General features: G+C 38.1%; 15 protein-coding genes. 4 read left to right on the forward strand and 11 right to left on the reverse strand.

All coding sequences use genetic code 11. The features are described 5' to 3' along the window. Nucleotides 1–5: 5 nt before the first annotated feature. Both BUB91_RS17670 and purU read right to left on the reverse strand, forming a co-directional pair. Nucleotides 6–707 carry a DUF4197 domain-containing protein gene (locus BUB91_RS17670; RefSeq protein WP_073100583.1) on the reverse strand — a complete coding sequence of 234 codons (702 nt, stop codon included), beginning with the start codon at nt 705–707 and terminating at the stop codon, nt 6–8. 78 nt (nt 708–785) lie between these two features. Beyond that, nucleotides 786–1,640 carry a formyltetrahydrofolate deformylase gene (purU, locus tag BUB91_RS17675; RefSeq protein WP_073100529.1) on the reverse strand — a complete coding sequence of 285 codons (855 nt, stop codon included), beginning with the start codon at nt 1,638–1,640 and terminating at the stop codon, nt 786–788. Nucleotides 1,641–1,805: 165 nt separating this feature from the next. On the opposite strand from purU, the gene BUB91_RS17680 reads away from it, so the two are divergent. Continuing rightward, on the forward strand, nt 1,806–5,219 hold the full coding sequence (locus BUB91_RS17680) for a methylmalonyl-CoA mutase family protein (protein WP_073100530.1): 3,414 nt from the start codon (nt 1,806–1,808) through the stop codon (nt 5,217–5,219). A 259-nt stretch (nt 5,220–5,478) separates the two neighbouring features. On the opposite strand, the gene BUB91_RS17685 is transcribed toward BUB91_RS17680, so the two are convergent. Both BUB91_RS17685 and BUB91_RS17690 read right to left on the reverse strand, forming a co-directional pair. Continuing rightward, nucleotides 5,479–6,006 carry a hypothetical protein gene (locus tag BUB91_RS17685; protein WP_073100531.1) on the reverse strand — a complete coding sequence of 176 codons (528 nt, stop codon included), beginning with the start codon at nt 6,004–6,006 and terminating at the stop codon, nt 5,479–5,481. Between the two features lie 90 nt (nt 6,007–6,096). Beyond that, nucleotides 6,097–6,480: a hypothetical protein gene (locus BUB91_RS17690; protein WP_073100532.1), complete on the reverse strand. Its 384-nt coding sequence runs from the start codon at nt 6,478–6,480 to the stop codon at nt 6,097–6,099. Nucleotides 6,481–6,594: 114 nt separating this feature from the next. On the opposite strand from BUB91_RS17690, the gene BUB91_RS17695 reads away from it, so the two are divergent. Continuing rightward, on the forward strand, nt 6,595–7,053 hold the full coding sequence (locus BUB91_RS17695; RefSeq protein ID WP_073100584.1) for an Lrp/AsnC family transcriptional regulator: 459 nt from the start codon (nt 6,595–6,597) through the stop codon (nt 7,051–7,053). A gap of 1 nt (nt 7,054) precedes the next feature. Here BUB91_RS17695 and BUB91_RS17700 read toward each other — a convergent pair whose 3' ends face one another. From BUB91_RS17700 to BUB91_RS17715, 4 genes are read right to left on the reverse strand one after another with little or no spacing between them, the layout of a single operon-like run. Further along, the gene (locus BUB91_RS17700; protein ID WP_073100533.1) at nt 7,055–8,269 is read right to left on the reverse strand and encodes an Nramp family divalent metal transporter; all 1,215 of its coding nucleotides are present in this window, start codon (nt 8,267–8,269) and stop codon (nt 7,055–7,057) included. 25 nt (nt 8,270–8,294) lie between these two features. Further along, entirely contained in the window at nt 8,295–8,852 is a 558-nt protein-coding gene (locus BUB91_RS17705; protein ID WP_073100534.1) for an RNA polymerase sigma factor, read from the reverse strand. Next, the gene (locus BUB91_RS17710; RefSeq protein WP_083558016.1) at nt 8,843–9,985 is read right to left on the reverse strand and encodes a glycosyltransferase; all 1,143 of its coding nucleotides are present in this window, start codon (nt 9,983–9,985) and stop codon (nt 8,843–8,845) included. The genes BUB91_RS17705 and BUB91_RS17710 overlap by 10 nt, the downstream gene beginning before the upstream one ends. Beyond that, the gene (locus BUB91_RS17715) at nt 9,957–10,160 is read right to left on the reverse strand and encodes a membrane or secreted protein (RefSeq protein ID WP_073100535.1); all 204 of its coding nucleotides are present in this window, start codon (nt 10,158–10,160) and stop codon (nt 9,957–9,959) included. The genes BUB91_RS17710 and BUB91_RS17715 overlap by 29 nt, the downstream gene beginning before the upstream one ends. Before the next feature lie 175 nt (nt 10,161–10,335). Here BUB91_RS17715 and BUB91_RS17720 point away from each other — a divergent pair, with 175 nt between their 5' ends. Beyond that, complete coding sequence (locus tag BUB91_RS17720; RefSeq protein ID WP_073100536.1) at nt 10,336–10,974, forward strand: fasciclin domain-containing protein; 639 nt, start codon at nt 10,336–10,338, stop codon at nt 10,972–10,974. Between the two features lie 78 nt (nt 10,975–11,052). Here the strand turns inward: BUB91_RS17720 and murB are convergent, their stop codons facing one another. Continuing rightward, nucleotides 11,053–12,072, reverse strand: coding sequence for a UDP-N-acetylmuramate dehydrogenase (gene murB, locus BUB91_RS17725; protein ID WP_073100537.1), 1,020 nt, complete (start codon nt 12,070–12,072; stop codon nt 11,053–11,055). After that, nucleotides 12,072–13,262 (reverse strand): pyridoxal phosphate-dependent aminotransferase, encoded by a 1,191-nt coding sequence (locus BUB91_RS17730; RefSeq protein ID WP_073100538.1) that lies wholly within the window; start codon nt 13,260–13,262, stop codon nt 12,072–12,074. The genes murB and BUB91_RS17730 overlap by 1 nt, the downstream gene beginning before the upstream one ends. 114 nt (nt 13,263–13,376) lie before the next feature. Between BUB91_RS17730 and BUB91_RS17735 the strand changes: the two genes are divergently transcribed. After that, nucleotides 13,377–14,735, forward strand: a complete 1,359-nt coding sequence (locus tag BUB91_RS17735; RefSeq protein ID WP_073100539.1) for an aspartyl protease family protein — start codon at nt 13,377–13,379, stop codon at nt 14,733–14,735. Nucleotides 14,736–14,817: 82 nt separating this feature from the next. Here the strand turns inward: BUB91_RS17735 and BUB91_RS17740 are convergent, their stop codons facing one another. Next, entirely contained in the window at nt 14,818–15,204 is a 387-nt protein-coding gene (locus BUB91_RS17740; RefSeq protein WP_073100540.1) for a DUF1573 domain-containing protein, read from the reverse strand. Nucleotides 15,205–15,231 lie beyond the last annotated feature (27 nt).

Raw genomic sequence — 15,231 nt, forward strand, 5'->3', positions numbered from 1 at the left:
TAGTTTTAATCTTGAAGCGCAAAAACCTTTTTAAGAAGTGTTGTTGTGCGTGAAGCAATATTTGTTCTGATATCTTTTTCTTCTACGGCAATCATCGTGTAAACTCCTTTTAAAGCTTCATTCGTGACATAATCGGTAAGGTCAGGGTTTACATCATTTGTAAGAGGCAAAGAGTTGTATTTTGTAATCAAATTACTCCAGATTTTATCAGCTCCTACTTTGCTGAAAGATTGCTTAATAACCGGATTGAACTTAGCGTATAAAGCGGTATTGGTTTTATTTTCTAAATAAGAAGTGGCTGCTGAATCGTCACCTAATAAAATATTCTTGGCGTCGGTAAAAGTTATCCCTTTTACAGCTTCTACAAATATAGGTGTCGCTTCACCTACCGCATCTTCAGCGGCACGATTTAAAACCTTTAGTCCTTCATCAGCCAGACTGCTTAGACCTACGCTGCGTAACGTTTGATCAACTTTTTGCAATTCTTCAGGAAGTAAGATTTTTACTAATGAGTTTCCATAAAAGCCATTTTCCTGAGTAAGTTTTGTTACTTGTTTGTCAATACCAAAATCCAGAGCCTGACGCAATCCGCTTGCAATAGTTGTATTATCAACGCCTGCCTGGTTCGGTAAACTGTCAACTACAGATTGTAACTCGGTGCAACTGGTTAGAATTATAAGAGATACGAAAGCAACTATTTTTTTCATGAGTTTGTTTTGTAAGAGTGTGCCTTTAAGCATTATCGAGTTAAGTTAAGCTATTCTCTAGTATTTAGGAAATCAGACTTAAGAGAAAATTACTGTTTTGTTGCCAAAAACAAGTACTTTATGTGCTATATGCGCTTTTATAGCTCTCGCAAGGACAACTTTCTCCAGATCACGGCCTTTTAAAATAAAGTCTTGTACCGAATGTACATGGGAAACACGTACGATTTCTTGCTCTATAATTGGACCTTCGTCAAGATCTGCCGTAACATAATGGCTGGTTGCACCTATAATTTTTACACCACGTTCAAAAGCTGCGTGATACGGTTTTGCGCCAATAAATGCCGGAAGAAAAGAGTGGTGAATATTTATAATCTGATACTTAAATTTGGATACGAAATCATCTGAAATGATTTGCATGTAGCGGGCCAACACGATCAAATCAATATTGTGTTCTTTAATTGTTTTTATCTGTTCTGCTTCAGCTTCAGCTTTTGTGGCTTTAGTTACCGGAATGTACTTAAATGGAATATCAAATCGTTTTGCCACGATTTCTAAGTCAGGGTGATTGCTGATGATTAGCGGAATTTCAACCTGTAATTCTCCTGAAGCATTTCTACCTAATAAATCATATAAGCAGTGGTCGTATTTAGAAACAAATAAAGCCAATCTGGGTTTGTGTAACGCATCAAATAATTGATACGTGAGCTGATAATCTGTTTCAAAACGCGCTGCAAATATTTTTTCAAAACTTGAAATGCTAAATTCCGGCTGGTCAAATTCAGTCTCAATACGCATAAAAAAAGTACTTTCCTGTCTATCTACGTGCTGATCCAGATAGACGATATTACCTTGTTTTTCTAAGATAAACTGAGTGATTGTCGTGACGATTCCCTTGCGATCCGGGCAATTAATTAAAAGCGTAATTTTCTGCATAATTTAAAAGGCTGATTTGAAAATGCATATTCGATAGAACAGTACTGTTTCCTCAAGCTAATCTAGAAAATTATGCTTCAAATTATAATATTAATAACACAAAATAATCAAGTGTTTGTTGATTATTATTTAATTTAGAGCTCTTTAAAAAGCAAAAATTTACGAATGAATCAAATTGAACCGTATATTCCTAATCATAAAGTGCGTATTGTAACCGCAGCTTCACTCTTTGATGGCCATGATGCGGCTATAAATATTATGCGACGCATCATACAATCTACCGGTGTTGAGGTCATACACCTGGGGCATGACCGCAGTGTTGAGGAGGTTGTGAATACCGCAATTCAAGAGGATGTGCAGGCAATTGCGATGACTTCGTATCAAGGTGGTCATACCGAATATTTTAAATATATGTATGATTTGCTGCAAGAAAAGGGAGCGGGACATATCAAGATCTTTGGTGGTGGAGGTGGAGTGATCCTGCCGGAAGAGATCGAAGAATTGATGAATTACGGGATTACCCGAATTTATGCTCCAGATGATGGACGGGAAATGGGATTGCAAGGGATGATAAATGACTTGGTGAAGCAAGCTGATTATAAAACGCCTGCTCCTGAAGTAAAAGCTACTCTCACCGAGCAGTTGAAATCCAAAGAAGTGAACACGATCGCGCGCCTGATTTCTTCTGCTGAGAATGATCACGATACTTTTTTAAAGCTTTTTAATGTTGAAAACGAATCTAAGCAGACACCTGTTCTCGGAATTACCGGAACCGGAGGTGCCGGTAAATCTTCTTTGGTAGACGAACTTGTACGTCGTTTTTTAAGTGATTTTCCTGAGAAAACCTTAGGAATTGTTTCTGTAGATCCATCTAAGCGAAAGACCGGTGGAGCGCTTTTAGGAGACCGTATTCGTATGAATGCAATCAATTCGCCACGGGTTTACATGCGCTCATTAGCTACACGTCAGAGTAATTTGGCACTTTCAAAACACGTGCAGGAAGCCGTAGAGGTGCTTAAAGCAGCGGAATATGATTTGATTATTTTAGAAACGAGTGGGATAGGTCAAAGTGATACGGAGATTTTAGATCATAGTGATGTTTCTCTTTATGTGATGACTCCGGAGTTTGGTGCGGCTACCCAACTTGAGAAAATAGATATGCTCGATTTTGCTGATCTGGTTTCTATCAACAAATTTGATAAGCGTGGGGCTCAGGATGCTTTGCGCGATGTTAAAAAGCAATATATGCGCAATCATCAGTTGTGGGATATACCGCAGGATGAGTTGCCTGTTTTTGGAACAATTGCTTCTCAGTTTAACGATCCCGGGATGAACAAACTGTATAAAGCAATAATGGATGAGTTGGTTAAAAAAACAGAAACCGATTTAAAGAGTTCGTTTGAGATTAGTGATGAAATGTCTGAAAAGATCTTTGTGATTCCACCGGCACGTACCAGATACCTTTCTGAAATAGCCGAAACGAATCGGGGATATGATCAGACCGCTATGCAACAAGCTGAAGTAGCGCAAAAGCTTTACGGGATTTTTAAAACTATTGATACGGTAACTGGAGAAACGCCACAACTCGATAAAACCGGACTGGTCCTTAATCGGGATTTACAAGATGGAGATTTAGCGAAATTACTTTTGGCTGAATTTGATAAGCTTAAGATGGATCTTGATCCTTACAATTGGGAAGTGATTACTGGCTGGTCTGAACAAGTAAACAAGTACACGCAACCGGTTTATACTTTTAAGGTGCGTGATAAAGAAATTAAGATTGATACTCATTCAGAATCGCTTTCGCATTCGCAAATACCTAAAGTTGCTTTGCCAAAATATCAGGCTTGGGGCGATATTTTAAAGTGGATTTTACAAGAAAATGTTCCAGGGGAATTTCCGTATGCTGCGGGCTTGTACCCCTTTAAGCGTACCGGTGAAGATCCTACGCGAATGTTTGCGGGAGAAGGTGGGCCAGAGCGTACTAACAGACGTTTTCACTATGTGAGTATGGGCTTACCGGCAAAACGCCTTTCTACCGCTTTTGATAGCGTAACACTTTACGGAAATGACCCAGATCACCGCCCGGATATCTATGGGAAAATTGGTAATGCGGGGGTTTCTATTTGCTGTTTAGACGACGCGAAGAAGTTGTATTCAGGTTTTGATCTGGCAAACCCGATGACTTCGGTGAGTATGACTATAAATGGGCCTGCCCCGATGCTGCTTGGCTTTTTTATGAATGCAGCGATCGATCAGGCTTGTGAGAAATATATCAATGAGCATAAGTTAGAGGATGATGTTGAGAAAACCATTCAGGCTCTTTACAAGAAAAACGGTTTGGATCGGCCTGTGTATCACGGGGAATTACCGGAAGGTAATAATGGTCTTGGTTTAATGTTGCTGGGGGTTACGGGTGATCAGGTTTTGCCTCAGGATGTTTACGAGAAAATTAAAACCGAAACCATTCAGCAGGTACGCGGTACGGTGCAAGCTGATATTTTAAAGGAAGATCAGGCGCAAAATACGTGTATTTTTTCTACGGAATTTGCCCTTCGTCTGATGGGTGATGTGCAGGAATATTTTATTGAAAAACAGATCCGAAATTTCTATTCAGTTTCTATTTCCGGATATCATATTGCTGAAGCAGGTGCCAATCCTATAACGCAATTGGCATTTACGCTGTCTAATGGCTTTACCTATGTAGAGTATTATCTAAGCCGCGGGATGGATATCAACAAGTTTGGTCCAAACCTCTCGTTTTTCTTCAGTAATGGGGTAGATCCCGAGTATGCCGTTATTGGTCGTGTGGCGCGTAAAATCTGGGCAAAAGCGTTGAAGCATAAATACGGTGCCAATCCACGAGCGCAAATGTTGAAGTACCATATACAGACATCCGGGCGATCGTTACACGCGCAGGAAATAGATTTTAATGATATACGTACCACGCTACAAGCCTTGTATGCGATTTATGATAATTGCAATTCACTGCATACCAATGCGTATGATGAAGCAATTACCACACCTACCGAAGAAAGCGTTAGGCGTGCAATGGCGATTCAGTTGATTATCAATAAAGAATTAGGACTGACTAAAAATGAAAACCCCATACAGGGTGCTTTTATTATTGAAGAACTAACCGATTTGGTAGAGGAGGCTGTCTTGCAGGAATTTGATCGTATCACAGAACGCGGTGGCGTTTTAGGTGCGATGGAAACCATGTATCAGCGCAGTAAAATTCAAGAGGAGAGTTTGTATTATGAGACGTTGAAGCATAACGGTGATTTCCCAATCATTGGTGTAAATACCTTTTTAAGTAGTAAAGGTTCTCCTACGGTTAAGCCTATGGAAGTAATCCGTGCTACAGAAGAGGAAAAACAAGCTCAGATTCAAACCCTTCAAAATCTGCATAAAGCCTATGAAGATACAGCAGAAGCTGCTCTTGATGCCGTTCAGCAAGCAGCAATAAGCAACGAGAATATGTTTGAAAAACTGATGGAAGCAACTAAAGTGTGTTCGTTGGGGCAAATCACAAACGCCCTCTTTGAAGTTGGTGGTCAGTATAGACGAAATATGTAAGTAAAGAGCCGCAATTCTCAAGGCGAAGCCTTAGGGAATTACGAGCGAATCGCTTACCCTGAGTGGATCCGAAGAATCATTTTCGGAAAGGATACCTCTATGTGACTGTGAGCGAATTCCTTGATTTGAGGATTTTATTGAATTTTTAAAAGTATAAAAGAAACTGCGTGAGGGATAGTCGCGTAAAGCCCACAGCCAAGCGATGGTGCAGGCGAGGACTTGCAGCGCATAGTCCACCTCTAAGGACACGTCCAAAAATCTAGTCTTCAAAATTCAAATCATCTGGGTCAAAAGGGAGGTCATCATCAGGATCGGGATCATTATAGCTGATTCCCGGAGGATTAAAAAGACCCCAACGGTCTATAATGTAATTCCACGGGTCAAAAGTTTCAACCCATTCGGCAAATAATATTCTAAAGTGTTCGATTTCATCGCGCAGCAGGTCAAGATATTCGGTTTCTTTAAAACCGTACATTTCTAAACCGGTCATATGAGTTGCCAGATCGCGAGCACACTTGCGGATAATGGTGGCTTTTTCCATCTTGATGTCATAGAGGTCGCAGTTCCACGCACCGGCAATTTTTGCAGGAATTATTGAGGCATCTTCTCGAATAAAAAGAGCCTGACTTCTTAAAATTTCTTGTTCATTTTCTTTTGAACTTTCAATCTCGTAAGAAGAGGCAATCTCAGCAATGCGGTTTGCTAATTTTAAAATTTCGGAAGCTTTTTTGAAAAGGGGACTGTTTTGGTAATCGTTTTGAGCATTCAAGTCGTCGTCAGATGTCATGGATAATCAGCTTTAAATCACGAACCTTTTTATAAGGGTGAAAGGTATAAATTTAAAATACTATTAATTTCTTTAAATACAATAACAGATTTAAAGCGTCATCATCCATTTATGCTGTAGGCGTCTGAATTTGCGGACTTCACGTCTCAAAATGCGTACAAAATCTTTTCCGTTGCTTTCTGCACGTTCTAAGCGTTCGCATGTGCGGTATAAACTTGAAGTTAGTCGGTCTAAAGACTCTGCGTGCTTTAAGCGATCGTCTTGAAAAATTTGACTTTCTGCTTTTAGAATTTCGGGAGCTAATGAGTCTGATTGGCGTACAATGTCGCCGCTAAAATACACAAACGGATTCTCACTACCATTGTTTTGTAAATGGGCGAGATCGTAAACCAAATAGTTTGAAACTGAGCGTGAAAGCTTCAGAATCTCAATTGCTTGGTTATAAAGTCGTGTATTTCTGGGTGTATAACTCATCTATTTTCTAGTGACTCAAAATTAGCAGGAATCAGTCACATTTATATTTATCTTTTAAAGTAAATGAATATATTTACTTTAAATATTAAAGAAATAAAGCTATTTTATTTAAAAATGCATATAGATTCTGCAAACTGGAAAATTCTTCAATTATTACAGCGTAATGCACGTATGAGTGTTAGTGCAATAGGGCGCGAAGTAGGTATAACTTCACCGGCGGTTGCAGAGCGAATTAGAAAGATGGAAGATGCCGGTGTTCTTATGGGTTATAAGGCCGAAATCTCACATATTGAATCTGGTCATCAACTGAAAGCAATCATAACGCTACGCGCATTTATGGGAAGGTTGAAACCTTTTTTAGAAAAAGTACACGACTTTAGCGAGGTGCTCAATTGCTACCGCATTACGGGCAACGAAAATATCTTTATGGAAGTTGTTCTTTTTGATCAATTTCATCTTGAAGAGTTTATTGATAAGCTCATTACTTACGGAGAAACTAAAACACATATTGTACTTTCTACAGTAATTGAAAATGCTCCTATACGCACGCGCAGCGTAGACCGAAAGAGATAATTTAAAACAACGTGCTTAAATACCAAATGCTAAATGCGATGAGCAATACAATGCCCAACCAACTGAAAATTTTTAAGCCTTTACTAGGTTTGTCGGCTTCAGGCACTTCTTTTGAATTAATCGCATAATAGTTTGCAATTGCAAAGAAGGGTGCTGTTAAGAAAGAAAGAACGGTGGCAACTTGTACGAGGGTTCCCATTTCGTTAGTGAGAAATAGTAAGATGCATCCAGTGCCCAATATTAAAATGACCATCCATACCGAATAGCCGTGTTTTATGGGTTTATCAATAATTAAATCTATTGTTTTTGCCATAGCTCTAGGTGAAGCATCAAGTGTTGTAAGCGTTGTGCTAAACATCGTTGTTAGCGCAGCAATACCAATAAGGTAAAACGCCCAATCGCCAAGACTTATAGTATACATGTCTATGAGATCTTTTGCAAAAGTTACTCCGTTAGTATTGAAAGATTGTCCGGTATTGTGCATCACAAGAGCTCCCAGAGCGACAAAACAGATTCCGACAGAAATAGTGCCGATATAGCCAATATTGAAATCAAAAATCGCTGATTTACGCGTGAGTTTACCCGATTTAGCTTTTTCGAGCGACCACAATGAGTGCCAAATGGATATGTCTAATGGGGCCGGCATCCATCCCATAAATGCGATTAAAAAAGCAACGCCCAGCGCATCAGATGGTAGTATTTGAGAAAAATCAGCTTCCTGATGAGGTTCAAGCCCGGCAATGCTTACTGCTATAATAGTACTGATGGTTAAGGTGATGACGATAAACTTCATCAGGTTGTCAAGTAGCTTGTATCTTCCTAAAAGAAGGATTATCGTGCAAATTCCGGTAATGAGTAAGCTCCATGTTGTAATGCTCCAATCTATCCCAAAGATATAGGTTGCAATACCTGCTGTTACAATAGTTACTGCAGTTTGAATGGTAAATATTGTTAGTAGATTTATTACAAAATAAATCACCAAAACTATTTTTCCCAACTTCTTATAGCCGTCTAATAAACTTTTACCCGTTGAAGCTGCATAGCGAGGTCCAAACTGAAAAAAAGGATATTTAATTATATGAATAAGCACCAATGCCCAGATGAGTCCAAAACCATAATCTGCACCTGCTCGGGTAGACTGTACTAAATGTGACACACCAATTGCTGCACCGGCAAATAACAATCCCGGGCCAAGTTGTCTTAAAAAATGCTTCATAGGATGCTAAGAATAGAAGACGTTATTATTGATCTTTTTCGATGAGATCAGAAAGTAAGCGGCGTGCGCGTAACAATTTAACCTTCACATTACTCATAGGTTCGTCAAGAGTTTGCGCCATTTCTTTGTAACTCATTTCCTGAAAGTAGCGCAAATTTATCATTTCTTGATAACGTGGCTTTAGCTTTTTGATGTGGGCAAGTAATTCAGAAAGGTTTTGTTCGGTGATTAAAGCATCTTCTGGCGTGGGATTCTCATCAATAACCTTATTAAGCTTATCCTCTTTGCTCAAAAGGCGTTGCTGGCTGTTTTCTTTCCGTATGAGATCTATGTGCAGATTTTTTGAGATGGTCAATAACCAGGTGCTGAAACGGTATTTATTGTCATAGATATGCAGTTGATTAAAAGCTTTAGAAAAAGTCTGAATGGTAATTTCTTCGGCCTTAAAATCATCTTTAGTGCGTTCCATCTGAAAGCGGTAAACCATATTCCAGTGTGCATTTAATAAATAATTATAGGCACTCTGACTACCGGTTTTAGCTTCAGTTATTTTACGATCTATGATTTCTTGATTCAGTTCCAACGGCGTGGTTTTACCAAAATATTAGCTATAAAGATAAGCATTTGTGTGCTCACTAAAAATGGTTCTAGTACGAGTAGATAAGGGATTAGCTCTTTTTCCTGAAGTTTTAGTGCGGCTTTTGAAGTGATTAAGCATACTGCCAGTTCCCGAAAAAGAAACAGAGAAAGAGCCAAAACATATTGCTGATTGAAAAGAACTAAAATTAGAAATAAGAAAAAGAATAAAAATTGACTGACATAGAAAGCACCCAGCTGCAGTTGGTGTTTCAGCTTATAATGATGCGAGACACCGGTATGCCTTCTTTTTTGATAAAACCATTCTTTCCAGGATTTTTTAGGATTTGAGATAGTGAAAGAACTTGGATCTGAACAAAGTGCGACATTGGTTTTAGTTGCGTTTTGATTTACAAAAAGATCGTCATCGCCGGGTTTGAGATGTGCGTGATTTGTAAATCCATTATTTTTTAAGAAAAGTGCTTTAGTATAGGCTAAATTTCTACCAACACCCATATAGGTATTTTTGTTTTTGGCATACGCGAAATATTGCATTGCGGTCAAAAGGGTCTCAAACCGAATAACCTTATTTAACCAAGAATTTGCAATTTTAGAATAACCGCTATAGCCTAAAATGATTTGTTTTTCATTAGAAAATTGAGCTGCCATTTCTGAAATCCAATGCTTTGATTGAGGAAGACAATCGGCATCTGTAAAAAGTAAATGTTCGTATTGTGCTTGCTGAATGCCTTTGGTAATTCCGGCTTTTTTTCCGGTTTCCGGTTTGAGGTCAACTATTTTAATTGAAGAATTCTGAGCAGTAAAACCTTGCATAATTTGCAATGTCTGATCTTCAGAATGATCATTGATCAGAATAATTTGGAATTGTGGATAGTCTTGCGTTAGAAGTTTCGGTATTAATACGAGAAGGTTTTTTTCCTCATTTTTAGCGCAAACTAAAACAGAAACCCCTTTATTATTCGTTCTTCCGCTTTGCGAAATAGTAGAAAAACTAAATCTGGAAATATACGTGTAAAACCCGCAGTTTATAAGTGTTATAATTATAAAACAGTAAAGCAGAAACGGGAAGAACGCGATCAATTTATAGGGATTAAGAAGCTTTTTCTGTGGAGCAATCACCTATTTCGTCAGGCATTTTACCACACATACCACAAGCTTCTCCAGACTTATTCAGGTAAGGGTTTTGACTTGCGCAAGTACCGGCAAATTTGCCGTCTTTTTTAGCCCATATTTTTATAGCAATTCCTGCAAATGCAAGGCCTAAAAGTACAAGGGTGATAAGAAGTAGTTTCATAAGGTTTAATTCTAATGCAAAGATACAAAATGAGCGGGTTAAGCCCAAGGTTTACCAATAGTCGTAATACGTTAATTTTTATAACACTGTTTAACTAAAAATTATTAAACGATAAGTTAGACCAGTTGCTAATCTTCATACATTAGCTCTTCAATAACCATTAAAACAATCAGTTATGAATACGTATAAATTAAGTTTTGCAGTTGTTATGGGAGCTTTGATGTTAGTCTCTTGTAATGATGATAAAAAGAAAGAAGACCAGATAAAATTAGAAGCTCAGGAGACTGAAATGGCCGAAGCTAATAAAGCGGAGCAGGAGCTGAAAGATGCTCAAATGAAAGAAGAGCAAATGAAAGAGGAAGCGAGATCTAACAGTATTGCTTCTAAAGCAATGGCAGCTGATGAGTTGGATACGCTGGTAATAGCATTAAATGCTGCTGGTTTATCTGAGATGCTAATGGCAGAAGGGGAATACACAGTTTTTGCCCCTACTGATCACGCGTTTTCTGAATTAAAAAAAGGAATGCTTGAAGATTTAACCAAACCTGAAAATAAAGAGATGTTAGTAGGTGTGCTTCAATACCACGTTGTTCCAGGAATTATGCGTTCTGAAGATTTAGGAAAGGCGATTGATGAAGGTAAAGGCAAAGCTACTTTGACTACTGTTAAAGGTGATGAGTTAACCATTATGCGTGATGGAGATCAGATCGTTATTAAAGATGGAAAAGGAAGAAAAACTCAAATTGTTTTGGGTAATATAGATGCTTCAAACGGAATTATTCACGAAGTTGATCGTGTTTTGTTAGCTAAATAATCCAAATTCTTATAGATATAGAAAATCCGCTTAACCTTGAATTAAGCGGATTTTTTTATGTCCATTTATAACCAGCTTTTAGTGTTCTATAATATTCACTTCAGGCTGAATGGTTATATTAAAAAGTAGTTTTACTTCTTGCTGTATGTGCATCGCTAAGTCCCAGATTTCTGCTCCCGTAGCGTTATCATAATTTACGAGAACAAGCGCTTGCTTGCTGTGCACACCGGCATCGCCAAAACGTTTTCCTTTAAAACCGGCTTGCTCGATGAGCCATCCCGCAGGAACTTTGATAAATTCATCACTTATCATATAAAATGGAATTTCAGGATGTAATTGCTGAAGCTTTAAAAATTCAGTTTTTAGAATAACCGGATTCTTGAAAAAACTTCCGCTATTACCTAATACAGCAGGGTCTGGTAATTTTGAAGAACGGATTGCGATTACAGCTTCGGCAATATCTTTGATGCCAGGATTTGCAATTGCTTTTTCCTTCAAAATTTCTTGAATAGCACCGTATTCCGTATGCAGTTTATGATTTGTTTTACTCAGTTTAAACGTAACTGAGGTAATCACATAAGCATCTTTAGCTTCATTTTTAAAAATGGAATCCCGATAACCAAATTTGCACGCACTTAGCGAAAAGGTTTCTTTAGTTAAGGTTTGACGGTGAATCGCACTACAACCGAAAAAAGTATCTTTAAGTTCTACACCATAAGCACCAATATTTTGTACCGGAGAAGTGCCAACATTTCCTGGAATTAAAGCTAAATTTTCTACTCCGCCATATCCCAGATTTACACAATGCATTACAAAGTCATGCCAGTTTTCGCCGGCAGCAACTTTCAGCCAGATATGGTCTGTGTTTTCTTCAACAACCTCAATTCCCTTTGAAGCAATATGAATAACGAGACCGGATAGATCTGTTTTTAGCAGCATATTGCTTCCGCCACCTAAAATAAATGGAGTCGCGTCAATACTGCTGCTTAAAGCTTCTTTCAGTTCTTCTTCCGTAGTTACCGAAACAAAAGATTCGGCCTTTGCCGAAATGCCAAAAGTATTGTAATCCTTAAGAGAAACATTGTGTTGTAAATTCATTAATCTTTGTAAAGACTAAGTGCTTCTTTTAATAAGGCTACAGCCTCAATAAGATCTTCTTTCTTCAAAACATAGGCGATACGTACTTGGTTAAGACCTTCTCCCGGAGTAGAATAAAAACCGGCAGCAGGAGCAACCATTATCGTTTTTTTATTATGCTCAAAAGACTCTAAAAGCCATTGTGCAAAATCATCAGAATTTTTTACTGGTAATTCTGCGATACAATAAAAAGCACCTTTTGGTTTTGCAACGCGTACGCCTGGTATAACCTCAAGACCGGCAACAAGCGTATCTCTACGATCTACATATTCAGAAATAACTTCGTCAAAATAAGATTGCGGAGTATCTAATGCAGCTTCACTCGCAATCTGAGCCAAAGTAGGAGGGCTTAAACGTGCCTGAGCAAACTTCATAGCCGTAGCCATTAGTTCTTTGTTGCGGCTCACGATACAACCTATGCGAGCGCCACACATTGAAAAGCGTTTAGAAACCGAATCGATCATTATTGTATGCTCATCAATCTCTCGCTGATTCAATACTGAATTGTGTTGCAACCCATCATAAGCAAACTCTCTGTAAACTTCATCTGCAATCAAAAACAAGTCGTGTTTTTTAACCAATTCAGAAAGTTGATCGAGCTCTTCTTTACTGTATAGGTAACCTGTAGGATTCCCCGGATTACAAATGATTATCGCTTTGGTTTTTGACGTGATTTGTTTTTCAAATTCAGAAATAGGAGGCAGCGCAAAACCACTTTCAAAAGAAGAAATTACCGGCTTAACAACCACTCCCGAAGCGGTAGCAAAACCGTTATAATTCGCATAAAAAGGTTCCGGTATAATAATCTCATCACCCGGGTCTGTAACGCTACCCATAGCAAACATCAATGCCTCAGAACCACCTGTAGAAATGATAATGTCTGAAGGTTCAATAGCGATTCCCTGTTTTCCGTAATAGGCAGCTAACTTTTCGCGATAGCTTAAAAAACCAGCGGAATGACTGTATGAAAGCACTTCTATATCAGCTTCTTTAACAGCATTTAGTGCGGCTTGAGGTGTTTTTATATCTGGCTGACCAATGTTTAATTGATGTATGGCAACGCCTCTTGCTTCTGCAGCTTCTGCATAGGGTACTAGCTTGCGAATAGGAGACTGGGGCATCATAAGCCCTTTTTGTGATAATTGCGGCATGAGTCGATTTATTTAGGCTGCAAAGTTGCGAATTATTAGTGAGAAAATAATTTTAAGATTGAATTAGTATTATTGATTTTAAAATGCTAAATTCATAACGGATGAGGTTTAATTATGCGTATTTTTTATTTTATAGTGGTTTTATTTGGTTTCTTGTCAACTTTTTCGGTTTCAGGTCAAGGTGCTTTTCTTTTGCCTGAAGGTGAAAAAAGCATAAAAATAAAAGCAAAAATCGTTAATAACCTTATGATTATTCCTGTTTTGGTCAATGGACTCGAGCTTTCATTTTTGTTAGACACTGGTGTGCGATCTACTATTCTATTTGGGATAGACTCAGATTATGAATTAGAATTGAATAATAAATCTACAGTCTGGCTTCGTGGTGCCGGGGATGGCAAACCTTCAAAAGCTATTAAATCTACCCACAATATTATCACTATAGGAAGTGCAGCAGCAATCAATCAAACCGTTTATTATATACCAGATAGTAGTCAAAATTTTTCTCCACGATTGGGCTTTCCGGTTCACGGAATTATTGGGTATAGTCTATTAAAAGATCTTGGGGTTGAAATGCGATATGATAAAGGATTTGTCAAACTTTATCCTCCGGAAGTTCTTAAAGAAAAAAAGTGTCGTTCTTGTGTGTCTATTCCTTTTGAGTTGAAAGAAGGAAAGCCTTACGTTAACTTAAATTTAGTAGATAATAAGGAGGAGTTGAAAGCAAAATTATTATTGGATTCTGGTAGTGGTGATGCATTGTGGCTTTTTGAAGAAACCCACGAAGGAATACAGGTTTCTGAAAATTCATTTAAAGATCATTTGGGATTGGGACTTAACGGAGAAGTTTTAGGCAGTAGATCTCGTATAGAGGAATTGCAGTTAGGTGATTTTGTTTTAAACCAAGTAAATGTGGCTTATCCTGACTCAACTTCGTTGGAATATTTAAACGGGGTATCCTACAGAAACGGAAGCTTAGGGTCTGAAGTTTTACGCAGATTTACGGTCTATTTAGATTATGACTCTAAAATGCTTAAACTTAAAAAGAACAAATATTTTGACGACCCGTTTCGGTATAATCGTAGCGGACTCGTTGTAGAACATACAGGCTTTGAATTAGTAGCGGGCTTAGATTACCGCATTCAAAAAACAACATCTACTAACGATTACTCCAATAACTCTGGGGAAACTATTTTTCTGGCTACTAATACTGTAGAATTTCCACAATTACAATTAAAATCCAATTATGAGATAGCCGCTATAAGAGAGAATTCTCCTGGAACCGAAGCAGGCTTAAGTGTTGGTGATCGCATTGTAAAAGTAAACGGGAGAGATGTGACTAAACTTGACTTGAAAGATATTACTAAATACTTTTATAGGGATGAGGGAGAAATTTTACGTCTCCAAGTAGATCGAAAGGGATATGTTTTCAATTGCAAATTGAAACTCAGAAAACTACTAAAGAGTCCTGATTAGAATGTTCTTAGTTTTAACTTACTGTGAAACAAAAAAAGCGACCAATTTGGTCGCTTTTAAATTTTAAGTCTAATAGGTTTCCTTAATTAGATGCGGGTAGTAAAGTACCTTTAATCTTTAGCGTGTAAGGTTCAGCAGAGGCGTTAGTATAAACCGTTATGGTTTTACGAATTGGACCCGGTGAACGATTGGTATCATATTTTACTTTAATCACATCGCTTTCTCCCGGAGCGATAGGATCTTTAGGTGGGCTAGGTACTGTGCAACCACAAGTTGAGTATGCTTTAGAAATTACTAAAGGAGCGTCACCTGTGTTTGTGAATTTAAATTCGCGGGTACCGTCGCCTCCATGAGCAACATCACCATAATCAATAACGTCTGTCTCGAAAGTAATCGCGGCTTTCTTTTCTTGAGCTTGTAAGCCTAAAGTCATCAGACCTACAGCAAGTATTAAAACGATTTTTTTCATAATTCTAAGTGTTAATGAAGCATAAAA

This window comes from Leeuwenhoekiella marinoflava DSM 3653, from assembly GCF_900129005.1.
Taxonomy (GTDB): Bacteria; Bacteroidota; Bacteroidia; order Flavobacteriales; family Flavobacteriaceae; genus Leeuwenhoekiella; species Leeuwenhoekiella marinoflava.

Coding starts and splice junctions, on each gene's coding strand:
- BUB91_RS17695 (WP_073100584.1), top strand. CDS start 6,595: ATGCATATAGATTCTGCAAACTGGAAAATTCTTCAATTATTACAGCGT.
- BUB91_RS17740 (WP_073100540.1), bottom strand. CDS start 15,204: ATGAAAAAAATCGTTTTAATACTTGCTGTAGGTCTGATGACTTTAGGC.
- BUB91_RS17730 (WP_073100538.1), bottom strand. CDS start 13,262: ATGCCGCAATTATCACAAAAAGGGCTTATGATGCCCCAGTCTCCTATT.
- BUB91_RS17670 (WP_073100583.1), bottom strand. CDS start 707: ATGAAAAAAATAGTTGCTTTCGTATCTCTTATAATTCTAACCAGTTGC.
- BUB91_RS17735 (WP_073100539.1), top strand. CDS start 13,377: ATGCGTATTTTTTATTTTATAGTGGTTTTATTTGGTTTCTTGTCAACT.
- murB (WP_073100537.1), bottom strand. CDS start 12,072: ATGAATTTACAACACAATGTTTCTCTTAAGGATTACAATACTTTTGGC.
- BUB91_RS17700 (WP_073100533.1), bottom strand. CDS start 8,269: ATGAAGCATTTTTTAAGACAACTTGGCCCGGGATTGTTATTTGCCGGT.
- BUB91_RS17720 (WP_073100536.1), top strand. CDS start 10,336: ATGAATACGTATAAATTAAGTTTTGCAGTTGTTATGGGAGCTTTGATG.
- purU (WP_073100529.1), bottom strand. CDS start 1,640: ATGCAGAAAATTACGCTTTTAATTAATTGCCCGGATCGCAAGGGAATC.
- BUB91_RS17685 (WP_073100531.1), bottom strand. CDS start 6,006: ATGACATCTGACGACGACTTGAATGCTCAAAACGATTACCAAAACAGT.
- BUB91_RS17680 (WP_073100530.1), top strand. CDS start 1,806: ATGAATCAAATTGAACCGTATATTCCTAATCATAAAGTGCGTATTGTA.
- BUB91_RS17715 (WP_073100535.1), bottom strand. CDS start 10,160: ATGAAACTACTTCTTATCACCCTTGTACTTTTAGGCCTTGCATTTGCA.
- BUB91_RS17690 (WP_073100532.1), bottom strand. CDS start 6,480: ATGAGTTATACACCCAGAAATACACGACTTTATAACCAAGCAATTGAG.